The organism is Neptuniibacter sp. QD48_11 (assembly GCF_047778095.1).
Taxonomy (GTDB): Bacteria; Pseudomonadota; Gammaproteobacteria; order Pseudomonadales; family Balneatricaceae; genus Neptuniibacter.
Window position 1 is genome coordinate 2,423,673 of the sequence record NZ_CP180551.1, and the last position, 19,147, is coordinate 2,442,819.

Annotated in this window: 20 protein-coding genes; 5 read left to right on the forward strand and 15 right to left on the reverse strand. The window is 44.2% G+C overall.

Annotation, left to right across the window (positions count from 1 at the left end; all coding sequences use genetic code 11):
* Positions 1–52 precede the first annotated feature (52 nt).
* Positions 53–418, reverse strand: coding sequence for a VOC family protein (locus ACMXYU_RS11180; RefSeq protein WP_415898711.1), 366 nt, complete (start codon positions 416–418; stop codon positions 53–55).
* A gap of 210 nt (positions 419–628) precedes the next feature.
* Here ACMXYU_RS11180 and ACMXYU_RS11185 point away from each other — a divergent pair, with 210 nt between their 5' ends.
* Positions 629–877: a hypothetical protein gene (locus tag ACMXYU_RS11185; RefSeq protein ID WP_415898712.1), complete on the forward strand. Its 249-nt coding sequence runs from the start codon at positions 629–631 to the stop codon at positions 875–877.
* A 15-nt stretch (positions 878–892) separates the two neighbouring features.
* On the opposite strand, the gene ACMXYU_RS11190 is transcribed toward ACMXYU_RS11185, so the two are convergent.
* Positions 893–1,822: an AEC family transporter gene (locus tag ACMXYU_RS11190; protein ID WP_415898713.1), complete on the reverse strand. Its 930-nt coding sequence runs from the start codon at positions 1,820–1,822 to the stop codon at positions 893–895.
* A gap of 222 nt (positions 1,823–2,044) precedes the next feature.
* On the opposite strand from ACMXYU_RS11190, the gene ACMXYU_RS11195 reads away from it, so the two are divergent.
* The 3 genes from ACMXYU_RS11195 to ACMXYU_RS11205 all read left to right on the forward strand — a co-directional run bounded on the left by ACMXYU_RS11195 (position 2,045) and on the right by ACMXYU_RS11205 (position 4,266).
* Positions 2,045–2,350, forward strand: a complete 306-nt coding sequence (locus tag ACMXYU_RS11195) for a hypothetical protein (RefSeq protein ID WP_415890744.1) — start codon at positions 2,045–2,047, stop codon at positions 2,348–2,350.
* Between the two features lie 150 nt (positions 2,351–2,500).
* Entirely contained in the window at positions 2,501–3,703 is a 1,203-nt protein-coding gene (locus tag ACMXYU_RS11200) for an EAL and HDOD domain-containing protein (protein ID WP_415898714.1), read from the forward strand.
* Between the two features lie 164 nt (positions 3,704–3,867).
* A complete protein-coding gene (locus ACMXYU_RS11205) occupies positions 3,868–4,266 on the forward strand; it encodes a hypothetical protein (RefSeq protein ID WP_415898715.1) in 399 nt (132 codons plus the stop codon).
* A gap of 219 nt (positions 4,267–4,485) precedes the next feature.
* Here ACMXYU_RS11205 and maoP (ACMXYU_RS11210) read toward each other — a convergent pair whose 3' ends face one another.
* From maoP (ACMXYU_RS11210) to maoP (ACMXYU_RS11230), 5 genes are all read right to left on the reverse strand, one after another.
* Positions 4,486–4,833: a DUF413 domain-containing protein gene (maoP, locus tag ACMXYU_RS11210; protein ID WP_415898716.1), complete on the reverse strand. Its 348-nt coding sequence runs from the start codon at positions 4,831–4,833 to the stop codon at positions 4,486–4,488.
* 114 nt (positions 4,834–4,947) lie between these two features.
* Positions 4,948–5,178, reverse strand: coding sequence for a hypothetical protein (locus tag ACMXYU_RS11215; protein ID WP_415898717.1), 231 nt, complete (start codon positions 5,176–5,178; stop codon positions 4,948–4,950).
* Positions 5,179–5,234: 56 nt separating this feature from the next.
* Positions 5,235–7,280: a flavohemoglobin expression-modulating QEGLA motif protein gene (locus ACMXYU_RS11220; RefSeq protein ID WP_415898718.1), complete on the reverse strand. Its 2,046-nt coding sequence runs from the start codon at positions 7,278–7,280 to the stop codon at positions 5,235–5,237.
* Positions 7,264–8,301, reverse strand: a complete 1,038-nt coding sequence (gene gshB, locus ACMXYU_RS11225; protein WP_415885240.1) for a glutathione synthase — start codon at positions 8,299–8,301, stop codon at positions 7,264–7,266. Before gshB ends, ACMXYU_RS11220 begins: the two co-directional genes overlap by 17 nt.
* A gap of 119 nt (positions 8,302–8,420) precedes the next feature.
* Positions 8,421–8,690, reverse strand: coding sequence for a DUF413 domain-containing protein (gene maoP, locus ACMXYU_RS11230; protein ID WP_415898719.1), 270 nt, complete (start codon positions 8,688–8,690; stop codon positions 8,421–8,423).
* Between the two features lie 69 nt (positions 8,691–8,759).
* On the opposite strand from maoP (ACMXYU_RS11230), the gene ACMXYU_RS11235 reads away from it, so the two are divergent.
* On the forward strand, positions 8,760–9,701 hold the full coding sequence (locus tag ACMXYU_RS11235) for a LysR family transcriptional regulator (RefSeq protein ID WP_415885242.1): 942 nt from the start codon (positions 8,760–8,762) through the stop codon (positions 9,699–9,701).
* Positions 9,702–9,801: 100 nt separating this feature from the next.
* Here ACMXYU_RS11235 and ACMXYU_RS11240 read toward each other — a convergent pair whose 3' ends face one another.
* The 8 genes from ACMXYU_RS11240 to hypA are packed head-to-tail and all read right to left on the reverse strand — an operon-like array spanning position 9,802 to position 19,141.
* Positions 9,802–11,547 carry a hydrogenase maturation protein gene (locus tag ACMXYU_RS11240; RefSeq protein ID WP_415898720.1) on the reverse strand — a complete coding sequence of 582 codons (1,746 nt, stop codon included), beginning with the start codon at positions 11,545–11,547 and terminating at the stop codon, positions 9,802–9,804.
* Positions 11,547–12,593, reverse strand: coding sequence for a hydrogenase expression/formation protein HypE (gene hypE, locus ACMXYU_RS11245; protein WP_415898721.1), 1,047 nt, complete (start codon positions 12,591–12,593; stop codon positions 11,547–11,549). The genes ACMXYU_RS11240 and hypE overlap by 1 nt, the downstream gene beginning before the upstream one ends.
* A 16-nt stretch (positions 12,594–12,609) precedes the next feature.
* Positions 12,610–13,767 (reverse strand): hydrogenase formation protein HypD, encoded by a 1,158-nt coding sequence (hypD, locus tag ACMXYU_RS11250; protein WP_415898722.1) that lies wholly within the window; start codon positions 13,765–13,767, stop codon positions 12,610–12,612.
* A complete protein-coding gene (locus ACMXYU_RS11255; protein ID WP_415898723.1) occupies positions 13,764–14,012 on the reverse strand; it encodes a HypC/HybG/HupF family hydrogenase formation chaperone in 249 nt (82 codons plus the stop codon). Before ACMXYU_RS11255 ends, hypD begins: the two co-directional genes overlap by 4 nt.
* Positions 14,003–16,420 carry a carbamoyltransferase HypF gene (gene hypF, locus ACMXYU_RS11260; RefSeq protein ID WP_415898724.1) on the reverse strand — a complete coding sequence of 806 codons (2,418 nt, stop codon included), beginning with the start codon at positions 16,418–16,420 and terminating at the stop codon, positions 14,003–14,005. Before hypF ends, ACMXYU_RS11255 begins: the two co-directional genes overlap by 10 nt.
* 11 nt (positions 16,421–16,431) lie before the next feature.
* Complete coding sequence (locus ACMXYU_RS11265; protein WP_415898725.1) at positions 16,432–17,886, reverse strand: sigma-54-dependent transcriptional regulator; 1,455 nt, start codon at positions 17,884–17,886, stop codon at positions 16,432–16,434.
* Positions 17,886–18,809, reverse strand: coding sequence for a hydrogenase nickel incorporation protein HypB (gene hypB / locus ACMXYU_RS11270; RefSeq protein ID WP_415898726.1), 924 nt, complete (start codon positions 18,807–18,809; stop codon positions 17,886–17,888). The genes ACMXYU_RS11265 and hypB overlap by 1 nt, the downstream gene beginning before the upstream one ends.
* On the reverse strand, positions 18,809–19,141 hold the full coding sequence (gene hypA, locus ACMXYU_RS11275; RefSeq protein ID WP_415888098.1) for a hydrogenase maturation nickel metallochaperone HypA: 333 nt from the start codon (positions 19,139–19,141) through the stop codon (positions 18,809–18,811). Before hypA ends, hypB begins: the two co-directional genes overlap by 1 nt.
* Between the last annotated feature and the right edge of the window lie 6 nt (positions 19,142–19,147).

Genomic DNA, 19,147 nt, shown 5'->3' on the forward strand with positions numbered 1-19,147 from the left:
TGCGATCTGATGTAGTGTTTTGTAGCTTAATCAAAAGCTGAAATACAAAACACTACATGCTGAATATCGAAAGGATATTTCCTTCAAGATCCTTAAAGTGACCTAACGTGCCACCCCAAGGTTGTTTCTCTGGCGGAGCAACAAACTCAATCCCTCTTTGAGTCATATCTTCATAAGCCGATTGAATATCCTCAACTTGAAGCGTGACACCCACGAAGCGACCCACTAAATCGTTAGCTTCCTCAGTATCAGCATCAATCAACTCTAGGGCTATTTTAGCCGCACCCAACTCAAACTCAGCCCAGCCCATATCTTCATCCAAAAACTCGGGCTCTAAACCCAAAGCTTGGGAATAAAAACCGACTGCCGCATTAAATCGAGTAACAAAGATACGCTGTGCATAAAACGTAAATGCCATTGGAGTTACCCCTCCTATCAAACTTAGTAGAGACCCAAACATCACTCATTGAGTTTAGCCAAAAATCAGGTTTTTAAGCTCAAAAAAACCACTGCATGAAAATTTGTATGCATATTCCTATACAGACAGCACCTCATCATCAGCAGAAAATATATTGCAGATAAAACAATTTAACTGCTCCAAAAAGCAGTCACAGATGAGGATAATCAGATGATCATCAACGGATTTTTATTTGGGATTTCATACAGAAACAAAAGCCCTGTCCTACTAAAACTGATGGATTTACTTGCAGAACAAGGTTATGCCATGAAAAATTTCAAATTGGATGGCGACTACTTAGCAGTCGAGGCCATCGATCTGAAGAAAGATCGAAAAGAGCATGTGGTTGAGATAATTAACCAGCCTCAGCAGCCTGAAGAGATCATGTTATTTATTCATGATGTACAACAAGCTGCGTAAGCTCAGCCAAATGAATTATATTAAAAAGCTAACCCAACAGGATACGCTGACGAGCGCAGCCATGGTTGATAGCACGACGGTTAAGGAGGTTTCTTTCTCTTTTACATCGTAGCGGATAGCCATAACGTGGGCTAAAGCCCCTGTTGGCAAGGCAGCCAGAATCACTGCAGCTAACAGCCAGTTTTGATCCTCAACGCCTGCTACTTTAAAAATGGCTAACGTGAGCAATGGATGAATAATCAGCTTAACTATAACCAACCAGAACAGCTCAACTTTACTTTGCTTAAGGGTTTTAAACTCAAGACTCGCACCTAAACAAAACAGAGCGACAGGCACGGTGGCTGGCGCTAGCAAATCCAAAGTAGATGCCAAAACATTAGGTAGCTCTATAGTAAATGCTGATACTAATACACCAAAGAACGTGGATAAGAAGATAGGGCTGCGCAGCAATGACTTATCTAAAATAGCAAGGAGTTGCTTAAACCCCGTTCCTTCTTGACGCTGACTTTCCATTAAAAATTGTGTACCGCCAATCTGGAACACATTTCCCAACAAGATAATACTGATCATCGCGCCATAAGCAGCTTCCCCCAGCAAACCAAACACCATCGGAATGCCCATATATGCATAATTGGAGAAGGTTCCATTCAAAGCGCGAATGATAAGCACCTCTTTATTACGTTCTGAGAAGAACATTGCGCACCCCAGTGCAGCTGTGAGTGCAGTTGCAACAACAGCGACGAGGAAAGCGAATAGATAAAGCGGCTGAAACAAACTGTCCAAAGATAGTTTATAAACAGAATTAAACAAAAGCGCTGGCACAGCAAAGTAATACACAAAGGTGTTAAGCGGAGCTAAGGATTGCTCTGCCAAAACGGTACGTTTGCCTATGTAACCTAAACCAATCAGCAAAAATAGCGTCAGTATTGTTTCTATGCCTGCCATGGGAATGCTCGAGATCGTCAGAAATTGAAAGCGACAATTAGATCAATTAGTCCTCTTAACGTCCAGACATCATTCTGTCATAAGCGAACTCTATGTTTAGAAATATGTAGCGGAAACATTTTTTGTGCACCGCACAAAAAAGTGTTGACTTGGTCAAAAATCAAGCTAAAATGACCCTCATATTGTGCAGTGCAACAAATTAATTTTTTAGAGAGAACTATCATGACTAATACTGTTGATTTCCAGAAATCTTTCGATGCCGTTCAGTCTCTGATGAACCTTCAGGCTGCTGCGATCACTAAATCTATCGAACAGCAGAAAAAATCTGGCGAAGAACTAACTTCTTTCTTCCAGGGCGAAGCTGAAAAAGCGAAAGAACTTAAAACTCCTGAAGAGCTAATCAAGTTCAACATGGAAGCTAACAAAGCGCTATTCGAACTTCTAAAAGGTCAAGGCGAAGCTTTCACTGCAATTGCAAACGAAACTCGCGAAGCTGCATTGGCTGAACTTCAGGCGATCACTAAGTAAGTGATAACCTTCTAAAAAAACCGGGCTTATGCCCGGTTTTTTTTTGCCTAACGAGCTTAAAACCACTAGTTATACTTGGTAATTCCGCTACTATGTCAGGTAGTTAGTTTGAAACTACTATCCTATTGATTGTTTTTATGAGGTGCCTAGGTGTTAGAGCAAACTCTGCTAGCAAGACAACCAATCCTCAATGCCAATTGTGAGACGGTTGGCTATGAACTTCTCTATAGAGATCCAAATGGTTGCCCTCCTGGCGAACTATTTGATGGCACCGCTGCAACATGTGAAGTCCTCCTTAATGCGTACACTGGCATTATTCAGCGAGGGGCCCAACGTATCCTCCCTGCTTTTATGAATATGAATGAGGAACTTCTTTATCAGGAGTTACCGAGTTTCGCTGCAGACAATGTTGTTCTAGAAATAATCGAAGACGTTCCGATCAACGATAAAACCATCGAACAGATTCGCGGGTTATCTGAAAAAGGCTTCAAAATCGCCTTGGATGATTTTACTTGGAGTGATGACTTCAAACCGCTGATGGATATAGTAGACATTGTAAAAATTGACGTGCTGGAAACAAAAGGTAAGGACCTATTCCGCACAATGGAACATCTAGAGCCCTATAATCTGACGCTACTTGCTGAGAAAGTAGAATCACTTACTGAATTTCATCGCTTTAAGAAATTAGGCTTCCAACTCTTCCAAGGCTACTTTTTTGCCTTTCCTGAACATATTGAAGGCAAACGCATTAGCGGCAACGAGCTCACAATTATTGAGCTGCTCGCTAAACTCAACGACAGCGATGCGACACCTGAAGATCTAGAAGCGATAATTTCGAAAGATCCGCGCCTTGCGGTAAAACTACTCAAAATTGTCAATTCCGCGACCTTCTCACTACAGCGCTCCATCTCCACTATCAGTGAAGCTGTTGTAATGCTTGGCCTCAATGAACTAAAGCGCTGGGCTATTATTGTTTCCCTTTCCGGTACCTTAGATGTCCCAGATGAGCTATGCCGAGAACTGTTAATTCGCTCTAAGATGTGTGAACACATCGCACCTCAGTACAATGCTGAACCCGGCCTAGCCTTCTTGATCGGTATTCTTTCTGGTGCGGATGCTTTGTTCTCTATTCCAATGGAAACTCTGCCTGAGCATATTCCATTAACTGAAGAAGCCAAAATGGCTTTGGTAGATCGAAAAGGCAATCTCGGCCTAATGCTAAATGATGTGATTAACTTCACCCGTTATGAATGGAGCAATCTCTCAGGTCATGTAGATGAGCACACGTTGCTGCAAGCTCAATCTGAAGCGATCACATGGGCCATCGAAAGCCAAAAAGTGGCAACATCTTAAGTATTCAGATCAATGAAATATCAAAGAAACCCTAAACTAAAACATATCGTAGTTTAGAGCTCTCTAATGCTGGACTAAAATACACACAGTAACTGAAGCACTCCGTAAGAAGTACTTCAGTTACTATGCAAGCGACTCCTTCCTCTTAAGACAGGATGTCTGTTATGAGTATTTTCGTTACCAGTTTAGGTGCGACAGATAATGAAATCTGCGCTCCTTTTACGCATCAAATCTTGAATACCTTAAATAACAAAGGCTTTAAATTTCGTGGTATTCCAGCCGTAGAATCTAGAGTGTTGATCAGCACCAACAAAGTCTGCTTTGCTCTGAGGGTTTGTAACTTAAGAACTCAGCTAGTCACTTTTGATTTTAATGATGTCTATGATTTCACTTCACAGTATCGTCTCAATCGATGCGTATGCCCTCAAATCCAATCCATAGTGGAAACACTACTTTACGAATTAGAGGACCTAGCATCTAACTGCAAAGATAACTGCCACTGCTCCGAGTGCGTTGTGACTAATCGCGGCCCTAATCCAAATAAACTGGCGTTTAAACACTAACCACCCGATGGCTCGCCAGATATACAGGTGTGCGAACCTTGGGTAGTTTTTAAGGCCATGTGGCAGCAAATGCTTGTTAATGTAATGGCAGTGAATTTACCTTTTAGAGATAGTCTGCCTAAAAAAAGGCTGTGCCCAAAACAGTCAATTAGGCACAGCCAAGATCAGAAAACAGTTAGTGTTTATCCGATGAAGCACAGATTACTCCAAGGAGAAAAGCTACAACCTTTCCTCCACTAGCTCTGATTGGCCTAATCTTTTTTTGTTGAAGCTGATGGCATTAAGCGCAGCTGTTACTTTGCTCTGATACCTTTGCCACACTCGCTCATGAATTGTCTGTGCTTGCTTTTTACCTAAGCAAAAAGCCACAAATTCACGCTCAGTTTCGCCTTTAGGTTTTCTCAGCCCTAAAGCGAGCTCTTGATAAGCAACACCTTTTAGTTCTAATACCCTAGCTTGCTCGATAGTGAACTCTCCACTTTTTGAGAAACCATAAGGGAAATGCACTTTATCTTCGAAGCGTTTATCTGTGCGGAAGCAATCATGAAACTTAGTTTCGAGTCCCATCACCAACTCCTTAAACCTATATATTTTCTGCAAGTATTGATGCAGATTCATGGAAGGTAAAACGATGTTTTTTAATCGTTGTTGATCGAAAATTCTTATCACTTCTTCAGCATATTAGAAGTCATAATTTCCATAATCCCATTCACTGTCTTCGCGCAAAGCTTTCTTAGCCAGTCGGTCTTCTATATCTCTCCAACGCGTCTTCCTTTTATTACGTTTATTCTCCTCAGACTCCTGATCCCACTCATCATCAGGTTTTTTATGTCGTGCCGTTTTCCTGAAATGGGAGCCTCCCTCTTCAGGTTCATATTCATAATCTTCATCAAAAAAGTCGTTTTTATTCATGTCATCTTTCTCGAAAAAGGGCAACACCCCTTACCGAAAGGTGCTGCCAAAGGAGCCTATGCAGTGCCCCGTAAGTCACTGCACAAGTTATCCATCAAGCAAACAGGAGCTGTAGGCTTAATAGAGGAAACAAGGTAATTCAATATATCTGAGACAAATTCAGGCTTAGCTAAGTATTCAGGTACAAATTGAGGTTTTGCAATCAGTTCTCTTTCAATAAGTTCATTGATAATACCGAGGTATGCAAAACCCGTTTTTCCCACATATAAGCTGCTAATATCACAATCTTTATAGAGCCGTAGTGCCTCACTAACACCTCGAAGGTATAGATAGTCCTTAGTCAAACCACCACTACGATGAACTCGGACAGATAATTTAAACGCATCATCTGTTGGCATTTTCATCTCTTCATGTAAGTAACTGTAGGTATGACGAAAATCACCATACTTAAGCATCTCTTTAACAGCGATGACTCTGAGCGCAAGTCCCTGCAATCGTGTTAAGCACATATTGCCGCTATGGAATTCATTCAGAATGGCCAAACCTTCCTGAGTCATCGTGTTTCCAGGTAACCCTAATGAGAATATTTTTAAAGGCTGTGAGGCAGCATTCAATGTTGTTGCCATGTGCACACCTAATTCATGGTGCGCTAATGCGTTTACTTCAGTTTCAGTCAATAACGCGTCTTTATTCACGAACAAGGTACGCTTCGCACCGGAAACCATTGCGGAAGCTACTATTTTTGAGGAAAGTTCTACTTTACACTTCATTCCCCAATCAGAGGCCTTCAAACGGAAGTACTCCACAGCCTCTGCAGCATCTATACGCTTATCAGTTTCCGGATCATATTTAGCCGCATGTAAAAGAAATTGAGCATTAGCCTCATCTTCTAAGCTTGGTTCGCCGTAATATCGTAATGAGCTGTAGACAAACTGCGGACTGCCCGCATTCACCAATAAATCGATCTTGCTAGAGAGACCATCGATCACTTGGCAGTACATCTGTTGAATACCAACGTCTCGAATCTTATCAACAGGTAATCGATAGAGCTTTTCACGAAACTCATAAGGGTTAATGGCTAGAGGTTTATATCTAAACTCAGGTTGATAATTGCCTTTCTTAGCTAAGAACTTTCGTTTTTCCTGCGCAATATTGACAGGATTAATATAATTGAGGGTTTCCATTCCCTTCGCTAACTTAGCCAACTCCTTATCAACTTTAATGATCGCTGGATCCAATTTAGAAGACAGCATATCTAAACGGCGCAACCTAGGCTTTTTAGAATGCGCTCTCGCGAAATATGCGCCGATATCACTTAGCACATGCTTAAAACCTGACTTAAGCTCATCAAGAACAATTGGATATTTTTCGCCTGAAGCTTCATTCATGAAGACCTTTTTGACTTCACAAGGAATGACTAAGGTATTTTCATATCGGCTGTTGATGTGAGAAATAAGATAGCCGCGGCCATAAAACACGTCGTCCAATGCCGCAGAAACAGTCTCATTTGATAGTTCCAGCTTACTCATAGATACGCGAAACTTATCAATCACACGTCCCCAACGATCAATATCAATCTGTTCAGTGCCGACATTAAAGGTAGGTACCTGCCTTTCAATTCGTTTGTAATTGTAAGAGTGCACATCAAATATTATGCAGGCCCCAAAAAGCTCTTCCACTTTTGCAACTAACGCATCAAGTACGCGGTAAAAAACTTTGTGCTTCTCTGTACTTTTACGCCTCAAACTCTTCGGCAGATTTTTAACCCAAACATCTTTACCCCAAGCCTTGGTGTAGATACATCTTGCTAACGGCCTATTTAGGTCATACTCATATCTTGAATCCTTACCAATTAATGTAATGGGCATAGATTCGATCAATTCACCGGTAAAGGGGTCTTCTTCATAAAGCCTTTCAGCTTCAGATAACGCACAAAAAGGCACCAACTCTTTACTGAAATTATGCCCATCGTGAACAGCAGCACAAACAGCCGGAGTGTATGCCTCAACTTTCAACGCAAAGGCTCCATCTAGATGCTCGCATTCAAAGAAAGCACCTTCAGAGATTAATTTTAAAATCTCTTTTTCAGACAGTTTCTGCATCTTCAATTACCTTTCTGAAAGCGCTCTTACGCTCCAAAACCAGCTCTTTAGCTGAGACAACATTCTCAATAAAGTCGACAACTTTACTCTGCAGTTTCACTCTATTAAGACGATTGATACGGGTGATACCGCCTGGGCTAAGTACGTTGACCTCTATCAACTTCCCATTGATTACATCAAGCCCAACAAAATAGAGCCCATCACGAACCAATTGCGGCCCTATAGCGCGACAAAGCTCTTTTTCTTCTTTAGTAAGGTGATGTTTAACTTCTTTACCACCAGCATGAATATTTGAACGGACATCATCTCCAGCAGGCACTCGACGCATTGCGCCTATAGGCTCACCATTGAGCATTAGAATACGCACATCTCCTTGATCTGCTCCAGTGACATACTCTTGTAAAATAACGTAGTTGCTCGAATCTCCCGATCCGATATAGAAATCCAGTAATGACCTGAAATTCTGTCTCGCATTTTTCTCAATGACGATAACGCCCTGACCACCAAAACCATTTAGCGGTTTCATGATCATTTTTTCAGTCGGTGAGTCCTTCAGAACCTGCTCCAGGTATTCACGATTTTTTGAAACATGAGTCGCAGGCACAAAGCGACTGGCATCACCACTAAATGAAGCCGGATAAAGTTTATTGTTCGCGACGCGCAGACCATCAATGTCATTCATAATGAACACATCATTTCGAACGGAATCTAAAAAGTTCAGTGCGACTGTATCCAAAGGTGGATTCGCACGCATAATAATCACGTCAAAACCGGCTAAGGGCAGTTTGCACCGTTTAAATTCAGCCTTACGATAAAAAGATGGAATATTGCTAGATAGCTTTGAATCACGCCTCAAAACATTACAAAAAGCGTGAGCTATGCTATCTCTGACAGTCAAACTATTTGGTGTAGTAAGTGCAACGGTATGACCTCTAGAAGCAGCCTCATGGATCATCCTTAAAGTAGTATCACTTTCAGGTGAAATACGTTCCCATGGGTACATCAAAAAGCAAATTTTCATTTCCACACCAAATATCGATTTATATTTTTAATCAAAAGAAAAAGACAAAAAAAAGCAGCCTATGTAAAAGAGAACTCTCGTCCATAGGCTGCTTTCGTATTTCAGATATTGAGGTCTAACTATAAAACAGCAGCCTTTGAGACATAACGCAACCACGTTCGCTCATGGATATTTGAAGGTTGTTTATCCCCCTTACAAAAATCCACAAATTCCCTTTCTAGAAGGACTACAGGCTGCCTGATACCTGTAGCGAAAGCGCAATATGCATGACCATGTTTTTCTAGCAATGCAGCCTCTTCTGCGGTAAAAGCATCGCCTTTACAGAACCCATCTGGGTAATTTTCATGATCACTGAAACGACTTTCAGTCAAAAAAGCTACTTGAAACATTGTTAGGCCTAAACATTTATTTAAAGGTGCCAAACGGCTTAATTACCTTCAGTTGCAATTATTAATGCAGTGTTATTAACTGTAAAACGATGTTTTTTTATCATTTCAATCGATTTTTTTTATGGAAAAATTATGGATATAGGCCTGCTCAGAACATTCCTAGAGGTATCAAAAACTAGGCATTTCGGTAAAGCAGCTGAAAATTTATACCTGACACAATCGGCCGTTAGTTTTCGAATACGTCAGTTAGAAGAGTTAGTTGGACTGCCTTTATTTTCTAGGCAAAGAAATAACATTATGCTGACAAATGCTGGGGAGCGTCTAATTCCTCATGCAGAGAACATTCTCGCTTCGTGGCAGATCGCACTTCAGGACGTAGGGCTACCAGAGCAACAAGAGATGCATTTATCCCTTGGAGGGATCTCGAATTTGTGGGGTACTTTCTTACAATCCACATTGCCTAAATTAGCTGAGGCCTTTCCCCAAATATCGATTAGAACGGAAATCAACTCGCACTTAGAGCTTACCAGAGCACTCATCGCTGGAAGGCTAGATATGGCCGTTGTATTAGACCCCCCTAACATGGCTGAACTTAAGACTAATAAAATTGGCCAAATTGAGTTGGCTTTAGTGACTAATAAAAACGCTGCAAAATTCAGTGATATCTATGACTTAGGCTATGTTTTTGTAGATTGGGGAACCGCTTTCAACTTAAAACACGCTAAGTTATTTAAGAAACCGGTAGCGCCTGTACTCCACACAGAGCAAAGCCAAATAGCATTAGAATTTTTATTAACAAACGGGGGAGCAGCTTTCTTACCTGTCAGCCAAATAGAAAGCTACTTACAAGAAGGTCAGTTGCACTTAGTCCAAGGTGTCAAACCTGTGAAACGCTCCGTTTATGCGGTATTTAGTAAAACAATGAAAGACAATTTAAACATAGGGCCTATTCTAGAGCTATTAAATGAAGTAGAGCTAAAACCCGAAGCGACACTCCAACCTATCGAATAGAAACTAGATAACAGATTACCAATAGCAGATAGACGTACCTCGAAGAGGTACGTCTAATCTATGCACAACGACTAACACATGCAAATTCAAACTCGATTTTTCACATCGATTTATTAACCACCCTGTGGCTCGCAAGATAAGCCGGTGTGCGAGCCTTGGGTAGCTTTTCCACAAAGTGGTAGCGAGCGACATGGTAACTCGGATCGAAACCGAAGAAGTTAAGCTTCATCTGGTTTAGCTCTTCGTCACGGTATTGCTGTAATGGCTTTTGCAGCTCATCTTGTTGACGCTGCAAGTTCTTGAGCGCCAGACGCTGCGCATATTCAACGGATGTAGCCAGATGCGTTGCATCGGCCTTGATTCGATTAAGAAAGCCTTCCCGGCTCTCATTGATACAAGCATCGATTAGCCCACTCTGTTCAGCTTCTGTAGCCGACACAGGTAAGCGATTTTGCATCAATTGCTGCGCTTGTTCATCACCAACCCTTTTAGGTAATAGATAGGTCCAATACTCAGAGCCATACAAATTACCCATGGATTTGTAATGGGGGTTAAGCACGATATTGCTCCGCGCCACTACTTGGTCAGCGGCTAAAGCCAAAAAGACACCACCGGCTCCAGCATTGCCTTGCATAGCCACCATGGTTAATTGGTTAGGTGAGTTAATGATCTCTAAACAGAGGTCGTTCATCGCATTGATATTACACCACGACTCTTCTGCAGGACTCTCAGCTGCTTCGATTTGATTTAGGTGAATACCATTCGACCAGAACTCCTCCCCTCCCATGAGTACCAGCACTTTGATTGGTTGGGCTTTTGCGTGGGCCACCGCTTGTTGTAAGCGCTGACATTGATCGCTATCCATAGCGCCATTGTAGAAATCAAAATAGAGATAGCCTACATCGCCTTCTTGGCGGTAACGAATCTCCTGCCACGTTGCACCATTAGGCATAGTTTCAGGTGCTAATGGCAATTCTGGCACGCGTTGCTCATGAGGTGCTGAAGCAAGCTGCTTCGCTAAAAAGTGAGTCGCAGGCAATTTAAAGTTGAATTCGCCGTCTTCTGGGTTAACGCGTTTTAGATGAGTCACCCACACTGCAGCATCGCGAGTTTTAAGACAGATCGCACCGTCTCGAGTAGCGAGAATAGAGCCCACATCAGCCTGTTCTTGCCCTAACGCTTGTTCCGCAAAAGCGTTATAAAGGTAATAATCCTGTCCCCCGATTCGATCCTGCACACCGGGCGCTGAATCCGCTGCTCTTATCTTTGTTAAGATCTCTTGAGTGGAATCGTTTTGCCAGTCGATCTTACGATCGCTTTGCGCCATCAAACAGTTCCACTGCCCCAAGATATCTGGCTGATCGTAATCCAGTTTTTGCGGTTTAAATTCACCCGATAGAAGACGTTCTAGCGTTTGCTTTACTGCAGTCACTGCAGCATCACTGATCTCATTACGATAAAGGCTGCTTTTACTCGCCTCTCGCATTGAAAAATCGACTGACGCCCAGATATCGCCTGCATCCATCTCTGCATTAGCTTCTAGGCAGGTCACACCCCAAGAGGCCTCTTGATTCAATATGGCCCAGTCAACAGAGGACGGACCTCGATCACCTTTGATGCCCGGATGAACAATAATACAGCGATGCTTAGACCAGATAGATTCGGGAATCGCTCGTTTCAAAAACGGCGCAATAATGAGCTCAGGCTTGAACAATTCCACCGCCTGTTCTGCTATTGCATCGTTGATATCAAATTCGATAGAGACATCGTGGCCGTCTTTGCGTAACTCAACAAACAAACGTTGGGTCAGGCTATTGAAACTGTGGGTTAAAAATAAGATACGCATTAACAGATCCTCGGTAGCTGTTCACCGTTGATCCAATCAACCATTCGGTTACCACCAAAGGCCGTCTGCATCTGCACAAAGCTCAAAGGATCGTCGGTCACTTCACCAACAATCGCAGCCTCTTGCCCTTTAGGGTGCGCCTTCATCACCTCTAATAGCTGCTCTGCCTTATCTGCAGGGCAGAAAGCCACCAGCTTACCCTCATTCGCAACAAACAACGGATCTAGCCCAAGGAATTCGCAGGCAGCTTGAACTTGTGCTTTTACCGGCAGCTGCGCTTCGAAGATCTGCATACCCACTCGGGCCTGCTGAGCGATCTCGTTCAGCGTGGCAGACAAACCTCCACGCGTAGGATCTCGAAGGCAGTGGATCTCAGGGACAGCTGAGACCATATCTGCAACAAGGTCATGCAGCGCTTGAGAATCCGATTCAATCGTCGTCTCAAATGTTAGATTTTCACGCAAAGACATAATGGCAACCCCATGATCTCCCATGGTACCGGACACTAAGATTTTATCTCCCGGTTTCACTTGGTTAGCGCCAAAATCCAATCCACCCTCAATTACGCCAATACCGGTTGTATTGATAAAACAGCCATCTCCTTTACCCCGCTCAACCACCTTGGTATCACCGGTCACTATAGCAACCCCGACCTCTTCAGAAGCCTTAGCCATCGAATCTACGATGGTCTTCAGATCCGCCAATGGGAAGCCCTCTTCCAAGATAAAACCTGCTGAAAGATATTTAGGCGTTGCGCCGGACATAGCGACATCGTTAACCGTGCCATGAACAGATAATGAGCCTATATCGCCACCGGGGAAGAATAGCGGTGAGATCACATGACTATCCGTCGCCATCACCACTTTACCGGCAGGCAAGCCAAAACTCGCCTGATCATTCATCTGCTCTAGCCAAGGGTTTGAAAACGCTTGTAGGAACAGCTGATCGATCAACTGAGCCATCGCCTTGCCACCGCTGCCGTGGGCCATTTCTACTTTGCCCTTAACCAGATCGAGCTCTGATGTATAAATCGTTTGTGTACTCATGAAAAAGCTCTCTAAATCAGGCTGCGGGGTGGGTTTTATCAGATGCAAAGGTATTGTCTTGGTAGCGACCGTAGCTGTAGTAAGCCGCACAAGCACCCTCACTGGATACCATACAAGACCCCAAAGGGTTCTCAGGTGTACAAGGATCGCCAAACAAGGTGCAATCCCGTGGAGATTTCACGCCGCGTAAGATCGCGCCGCACTCACAAGCTTTGTTCTCTCGGGTGCTGCGATACTCAACCGTAAAACGCTTTTCTGCATCAAATTCGGCAAAGGCATCTTTAATACGCAAAGCGCTGTAAGGCACAACACCTAGGCCTCGCCATTCAAATGAGCGGCGCAGTTCGAAGGTATCTGCCACGATGGATTTCGCTTGGACATTGCCCTCATAAGTCACCGCGCGGGAAAATTCATTCTCAATCTCCGCACGACCATCGTTAACCTGCCGCACTAACATTAAGATCGCCTGCAACACATCCAGAGGTTCAAACCCCGCGATGACCACAGGCTTTTGATACTCTTCGGCGAAATAGTAATAAGGCTGTGAACCAATCACAGTGCTTACATGGGCTGGACCGACAAAACCATCTAAGCGCAGAATGCCCAGTTCTCTCACCTCAGGGGACTCCAGAATATTACTGATCGCTGCTGGGGTTAGAACGTGATTACAAAAGACGGTAAAGTTCTTCAAACCAAGCTTTTGTGCCTGCCGAATCACCAAAGCTGTAGGCGGTGTTGTAGTTTCAAAACCTATGGCAAAAAACACGACCTCTCGGTCTGGGTTATCTTGCGCAATGCGCAGAGCATCCATGCAGGAATACACCATCCGTACATCCGCCCCCTCCGCTTTAGCTTTTAGCAAGCTACGTTTACGCGAACCCGGCACACGCAACATATCGCCGTAAGAACAGAGAATAACTTTATGAGTAACCGCCAATTCGATAGCTGAATCCAAACGATTAATCGGCAATACGCACACAGGGCAACCTGGGCCGTGGATCATTTTCACATTGCTAGGTAGCAGATCAGGAATCCCATAGCGGAAGATTGCATGGGTATGTCCACCACAAAACTCCATAAAGTGATAATACCGATCAGGATCGACCTCTTTACTAATCTTGGCTGCAATCTCTTGAGCTAGTGCGCCATCGCGATATTCATCAACATACTTCATTGAGATGCCTCTATCGCTTGTTGTTGCTCAAGTTCATCTAACTCGGCAAACAACGCTAAGGTTCGAGCAGCTTCCTCAGGATCAATCTTATTCAGCGCATAGCCTACGTGCATAATGACGTAGTCTCCTACGACCAGATCGGCAATCAGCGCTATATTGATCTCTTTTCTCACCCCACCTATATCTGCAATTGCAGACTCGGCATCAATAATCTCTTCAATACGAACAGGGATGGCTAAACACATAGCGACTCTCTCTCATTGTTCTTGTTCTTGTTCTTGTTCTTGTTCTTGTTCTTGTTTTGACGAGCCAAGTTAGCTCGTTCTAAGGCGATCTGCGCTTGCCCTAGCGATATAGAACCGTCATTACATGGCAGTTTTTGAGCCGTAACGACTTGTAAATCTTGAGCCTCTAAATGCTCTTTAATCCCTTGAAGTAGAAGCTGATTTAAAAAACAGCCTCCCGCTAATACCACGTTATTAATCCCTTCTTTTACTGCGCTATCAGCCACCCAACGCGATAACGCTGTGATTAGCTGCTGATGAAACAAGGCGGCACCATACCCTTGATTCTCACAATCAAGCAGACGGGCAAATAATGGCTCTAAATTTAAAGGAGACTGCTTTGTATCAATCAGTAATGATTCGTTCGGCCATGGGTGTGATTTAAGGTAACAATAAGCTGCTGATTCAAGCGCCATTGCCGCTTGTGCCTCAAAAGAATTTATCTCTTTCAATCCTAGTAAGGCAGCCACCGCATCAAATACCCGCCCTGCACTGCTCGTCATCGGTGTATTGATATTTTTTTGTAACAACTGGCTGATCATAGGGGCTGCTTTCTGATCACCAAAGCGGGCTTCAATCTGCTCTGTTCGATCTAACTGAAACAATACACCTGAAGCTACCCGCCATGGCTCTTTTGCAGCACTGTCGCCTCCGGGTAGAGGAATTGGGCTTAAGCTGGATAGACGCTGATAATCGCCCTTGTGAACCTTGAACAGCTCTCCGCCCCAAAGCGTGCCATCATCACCTAAGCCTAAGCCATCTAGGGCTAAACCAAGCACAGGCTCTTGCACGCCATGCTCTGCAATCACTGCAGCGATATGGGCATGATGATGCTGAACCTGCAACATTGGAATCTGACACTCTTGGCTAAACCGTTGTGCAAATCCGGTGCTGTAAAACTCAGAATGTAGGTCGGCAACCACGAGTTCAGGTTTGATATCCAACATAGCGCTTAGTTGCTCAACGGTATGATTGAGCTGGCGGCAACACTCAGGGTTATCAAGATCACCTATATACTGCGATACATATGCACGATTACCTTTGGTCAGGCAGATCGTATTTTTAAAGTATGCTCCTACCGCCAATACAGAGGGCAATTGTGCGTCTGTTTCAAAAGGTAACTTAATATATTGCGGCGATAATCCACGGCCACGTCTAACCAGCTCACTACCTTGTTCAGAAACCATCGACACTACAGAATCATCGCAACGGGTGTGAATATCACGATCATGCATCAGGTAGCCATCCGCTATCCCCCGCAGTTGAATTAGCGCTTCTGCGTTGTCGATTACTTGAGGGTTGCCACTGCGGTTTGCACTGGTCATCACCAAGAGGAGATCTTGCTTTTCCGCGAGCCACTGAATTCCGTCTGGACTGCCTGCATCTTTGTGAAACAGCAAATAATGTAGCGGCGAATGAGGTAGCATCACACCTAGCCATGCTTGATCAGGTGCTAACTCTTCAGGTAATGGCTCTTTGGCAACTAAAGCGGAGTTTTCTTGTTTAGGTACAAGGCAGATAGGCGCATCCATCGCTTTGAGTCTTTGTACCCGTTGATCCGTTAGCTCAACATAGGATTGCAAAGATTCAGGGTTAGCCGCCATGACCGCTAAAGGCTTTTCATCGCGATGTTTACGCTCTCGTAACCGTCTAACTGCTTCTGGGTTTCGTGCATCGCAAGCCAGATGGAAACCTCCCACACCTTTTATCGCAACTATTTTACCCTGTTGGATAAATTCAATTGTTTGCGCAACAGGATCATTACACTGCAATTGCTGCCCATCTTCAGAATAAAAACTGAGTTGCGGTCCACATTCACCGCATGCAGTCGGCTGGGCATGGAATCGTCTATCCACAGGATCGGTATATTCCGAATCACAACGATGACACAGCTGAAACTTTGCCATGGTGGTATTCGGACGATCATAAGGCAAAGCCGTGATTAGACTGTAGCGGGGGCCGCAGTGAGTACAATTAATAAACGGGTATAGATAGCGACGATTGTTTGGATCGAACAGCTCACTTAAACAGTCCTGACATAGCGCAGCATCCGGTGTAACAGAAAGATCGAGTTCTCCCTGCTCACTCTGAATGATTTTAAACTGGGTCAGACCTGTTTCTATTGCAATAGAGCTAACATCTAGAGACTCTATCTCTGACATCGAAGGTTGTTCAGACGTCAGTTGAGCAACAAACTGATCAAGTTGAGCCTTGTCGGCTTGAGCAAAGATCATCACCCCTTTTGGACCATTCGCCACAGATCCGATCACCCCAAAGCGTTGCGCGAGGTTATACACAAAGGGACGGAAGCCAACCCCCTGTACTTGACCTCGAACTTCTATATGCAACGCTGAAACTGCCATACTCATGCTCTGATCTTTTAATGGAAATCTTTATTCAGGCCATATCGTTCCAGTTTGGAGCGAAGTCCAACTCTGGATAACCCAAGCTCGCGAGATGCTTGGCTTTTATTCCAACGATGACGAATGAGTGTTTCCCTTAAAATACGCTTTTCCAAGGTTTCGATACGCTCTTTTAATGTGCCATCCAAGCATGCGAGCACTTCTGTCTCGGCAGTCTCTTCAACCGGAGCTGCACGTAACACACGAGGACTCAGCAAATCCGCGGATAACCACTCATCCTCCGCTAACACCAACATGCGGCGAATCTCGTTCTGCAGTTCCCTAACGTTACCCGGCCAGCAATAACGGCGCATGCAATCTAACGCTTCTTCTGTAAAACCTTTTGCTGGCTTATCAAACTCTTGAACCGATTTAGCCAAGAAGTCTTCAGCTAATACGGGGATATCCATAGCACGACGTTCTAATGCTGGCAGCTCAAGGGTCACTTCGGCCAATCGGAAGTATAGGTCCTGACGGAATCGGCCTGCCCTGACCTCTTCTTCTAGATCACGGTTGGTAGAGGCCACCACGCGAACATTTACCTTTCTGCGCTGATGTTCGCCCAAACGACGTACTTCACGCTCCTGCAAAACACGTAGTAACTTCACTTGGAAAGCTGGACTGATTTCGCCAATCTCATCTAGAAAAATCGTGCCGCCATCTGCACGCTCAAACAGACCGACATGGTCAGTAATTGCGCCCGTAAACGAGCCTTTCTTATGCCCAAATAACTCTGAAGCTAACAACTCATCCGGCATAGCACCGCAGTTTTCAACCACAAAAGGACGCTCTGCTCGTAAACTGTTGTAATGTAGTGCGCGAGCAAACAGCTCTTTACCGGCACCAGAAGGCCCAGTCACTAAAACCGAGACATCATAAGGAGCGATTTTCGCGGCCTGTTCACACAGGTCGTTTAATGGACTCGTCGAATGTCTGCGAATTTCATCCAATTGGTAAGTCTGTTTGAGATGCTGTTTTTTCTCTTTAACATTTTGCTCTACTTGAGAAGCGGAGTGCCGCATCTCCATCGACAGTAGTTCATTTTCATTCTGTAATTCATACAGACGACAAGCTCCACGAAGAATAAGCAGAAGGTTGTCTGGGTGCCAAGGTTTAGTGATGTACTGCAAGATTCCGGCTTCATTTAAGCCTTTAATAATGTCTTCAGAATCGGTGTAACCGGATAGGATTAGTCGTGCCGTTTGCGGCCAACGCTCACGAACCTCAGTTAAGAACTCTACCCCTGTTTTGCCCGGCATACGCTGATCACACAGAATCGCGTGAAAGGTGTGCTGCTCTAATAGGCTAAATGCTTGATCCGCATCTGTCGCCGTTAGCACATCAAACTCTTCATCTAAGGTACGCTCTAGCGTTTCTAAAGAACGCACCTCATCGTCTACACAAAGTACTAAAGGTCGTTTTCGAGTAGGCATTAGAGAAGGGCCTCAAACTGCTGGATTTCAGACTTCAGCTGATCAATCCGTGTCTGAATCATCCCTTTTCGATTTTGCTCTAACCATTCCTGCCACTCCTGCATACCCTCGCCAGACTTCGCAGACAGTTTTAGTACTTTAATATCAGGGTTTACTTGGCGCGCAAACTCAATACATTTTTCCACGTCAAAATCTAAATGTGGCAGCAGATCCGTCTTATTTAGAATCATAATATCTGCAGCATGGAACATATCTGGATACTTGAGCGGTTTATCTTCACCCTCAGTAACAGACAAAATGGCTATCTTATGCGCCTCACCAAGATCGAAGGCAGCTGGACAAACAAGGTTGCCGACATTCTCAATAAACAAGAAACCACCTTGCAGATCATCTAAGTTATCTAACGCATGACCTACCATGTGAGCATCTAGATGGCACCCCTTGCCCGTATTAACCTGTACTGCAGGCACACCGGTTTCTCGAATGCGGTCAGCATCATTAGCGGTTTGCTGATCACCTTCAATCACCGCAACTTTGCGCGATTCTTTTAAGCGATTGATAGTTTCTGTCAGTAGCGTTGTTTTACCCGAACCCGGACTAGAGACTAGGTTGAGAACAAACAAGCTTTGCGCTTCAAAACGCGCCCGATTAATCTGCGCATAGCGATCGTTCTTACCTAAGATATCCTGTTCAATCTGCACCATACGGCTTTGACTCATTCCCGCCACATGGGCATGAGCTGGGCCTTTTCCAAAATGCAGATCTTCACCTTGCTTCTCGATCACATTATCGTCATGCCCCTGATGATGCTTATGCTCACTATGAGAATGATCATGATGAGTCCCCTCATGATGAGAATGCTCATGAGTATGCTGACCGTCGATCTTTACATTGCCTTCAGCGCAACCGCAAACAGTACACATTATTCCACCTCCAGCTCTTTAATTCGCATCTCGTCCCCTTGGACGACTTGAAGTTGATAACTGCCGCACTCAGGGCAACTATCGTAGCGTTGGCTAATTGGAACGTTTTTCAAGCACTGCATACAGAATGCCTCACCAGGTATATTTATTATTTTTAGTTCAGCACCCTCAGCGAGGGTACTACGCGTTACCGCTTCAAAACAAAACGTTAACGCTTCTGTTTCTATCATTGATAAAGGGCCAAGTTCTAGCCAAACAGTTTTTACTCGATCGTACTGCTGCTCTTTGGCCTGATCTTCCAGCACTTGGACAATGCCTTCCGCAATCGACATCTCATG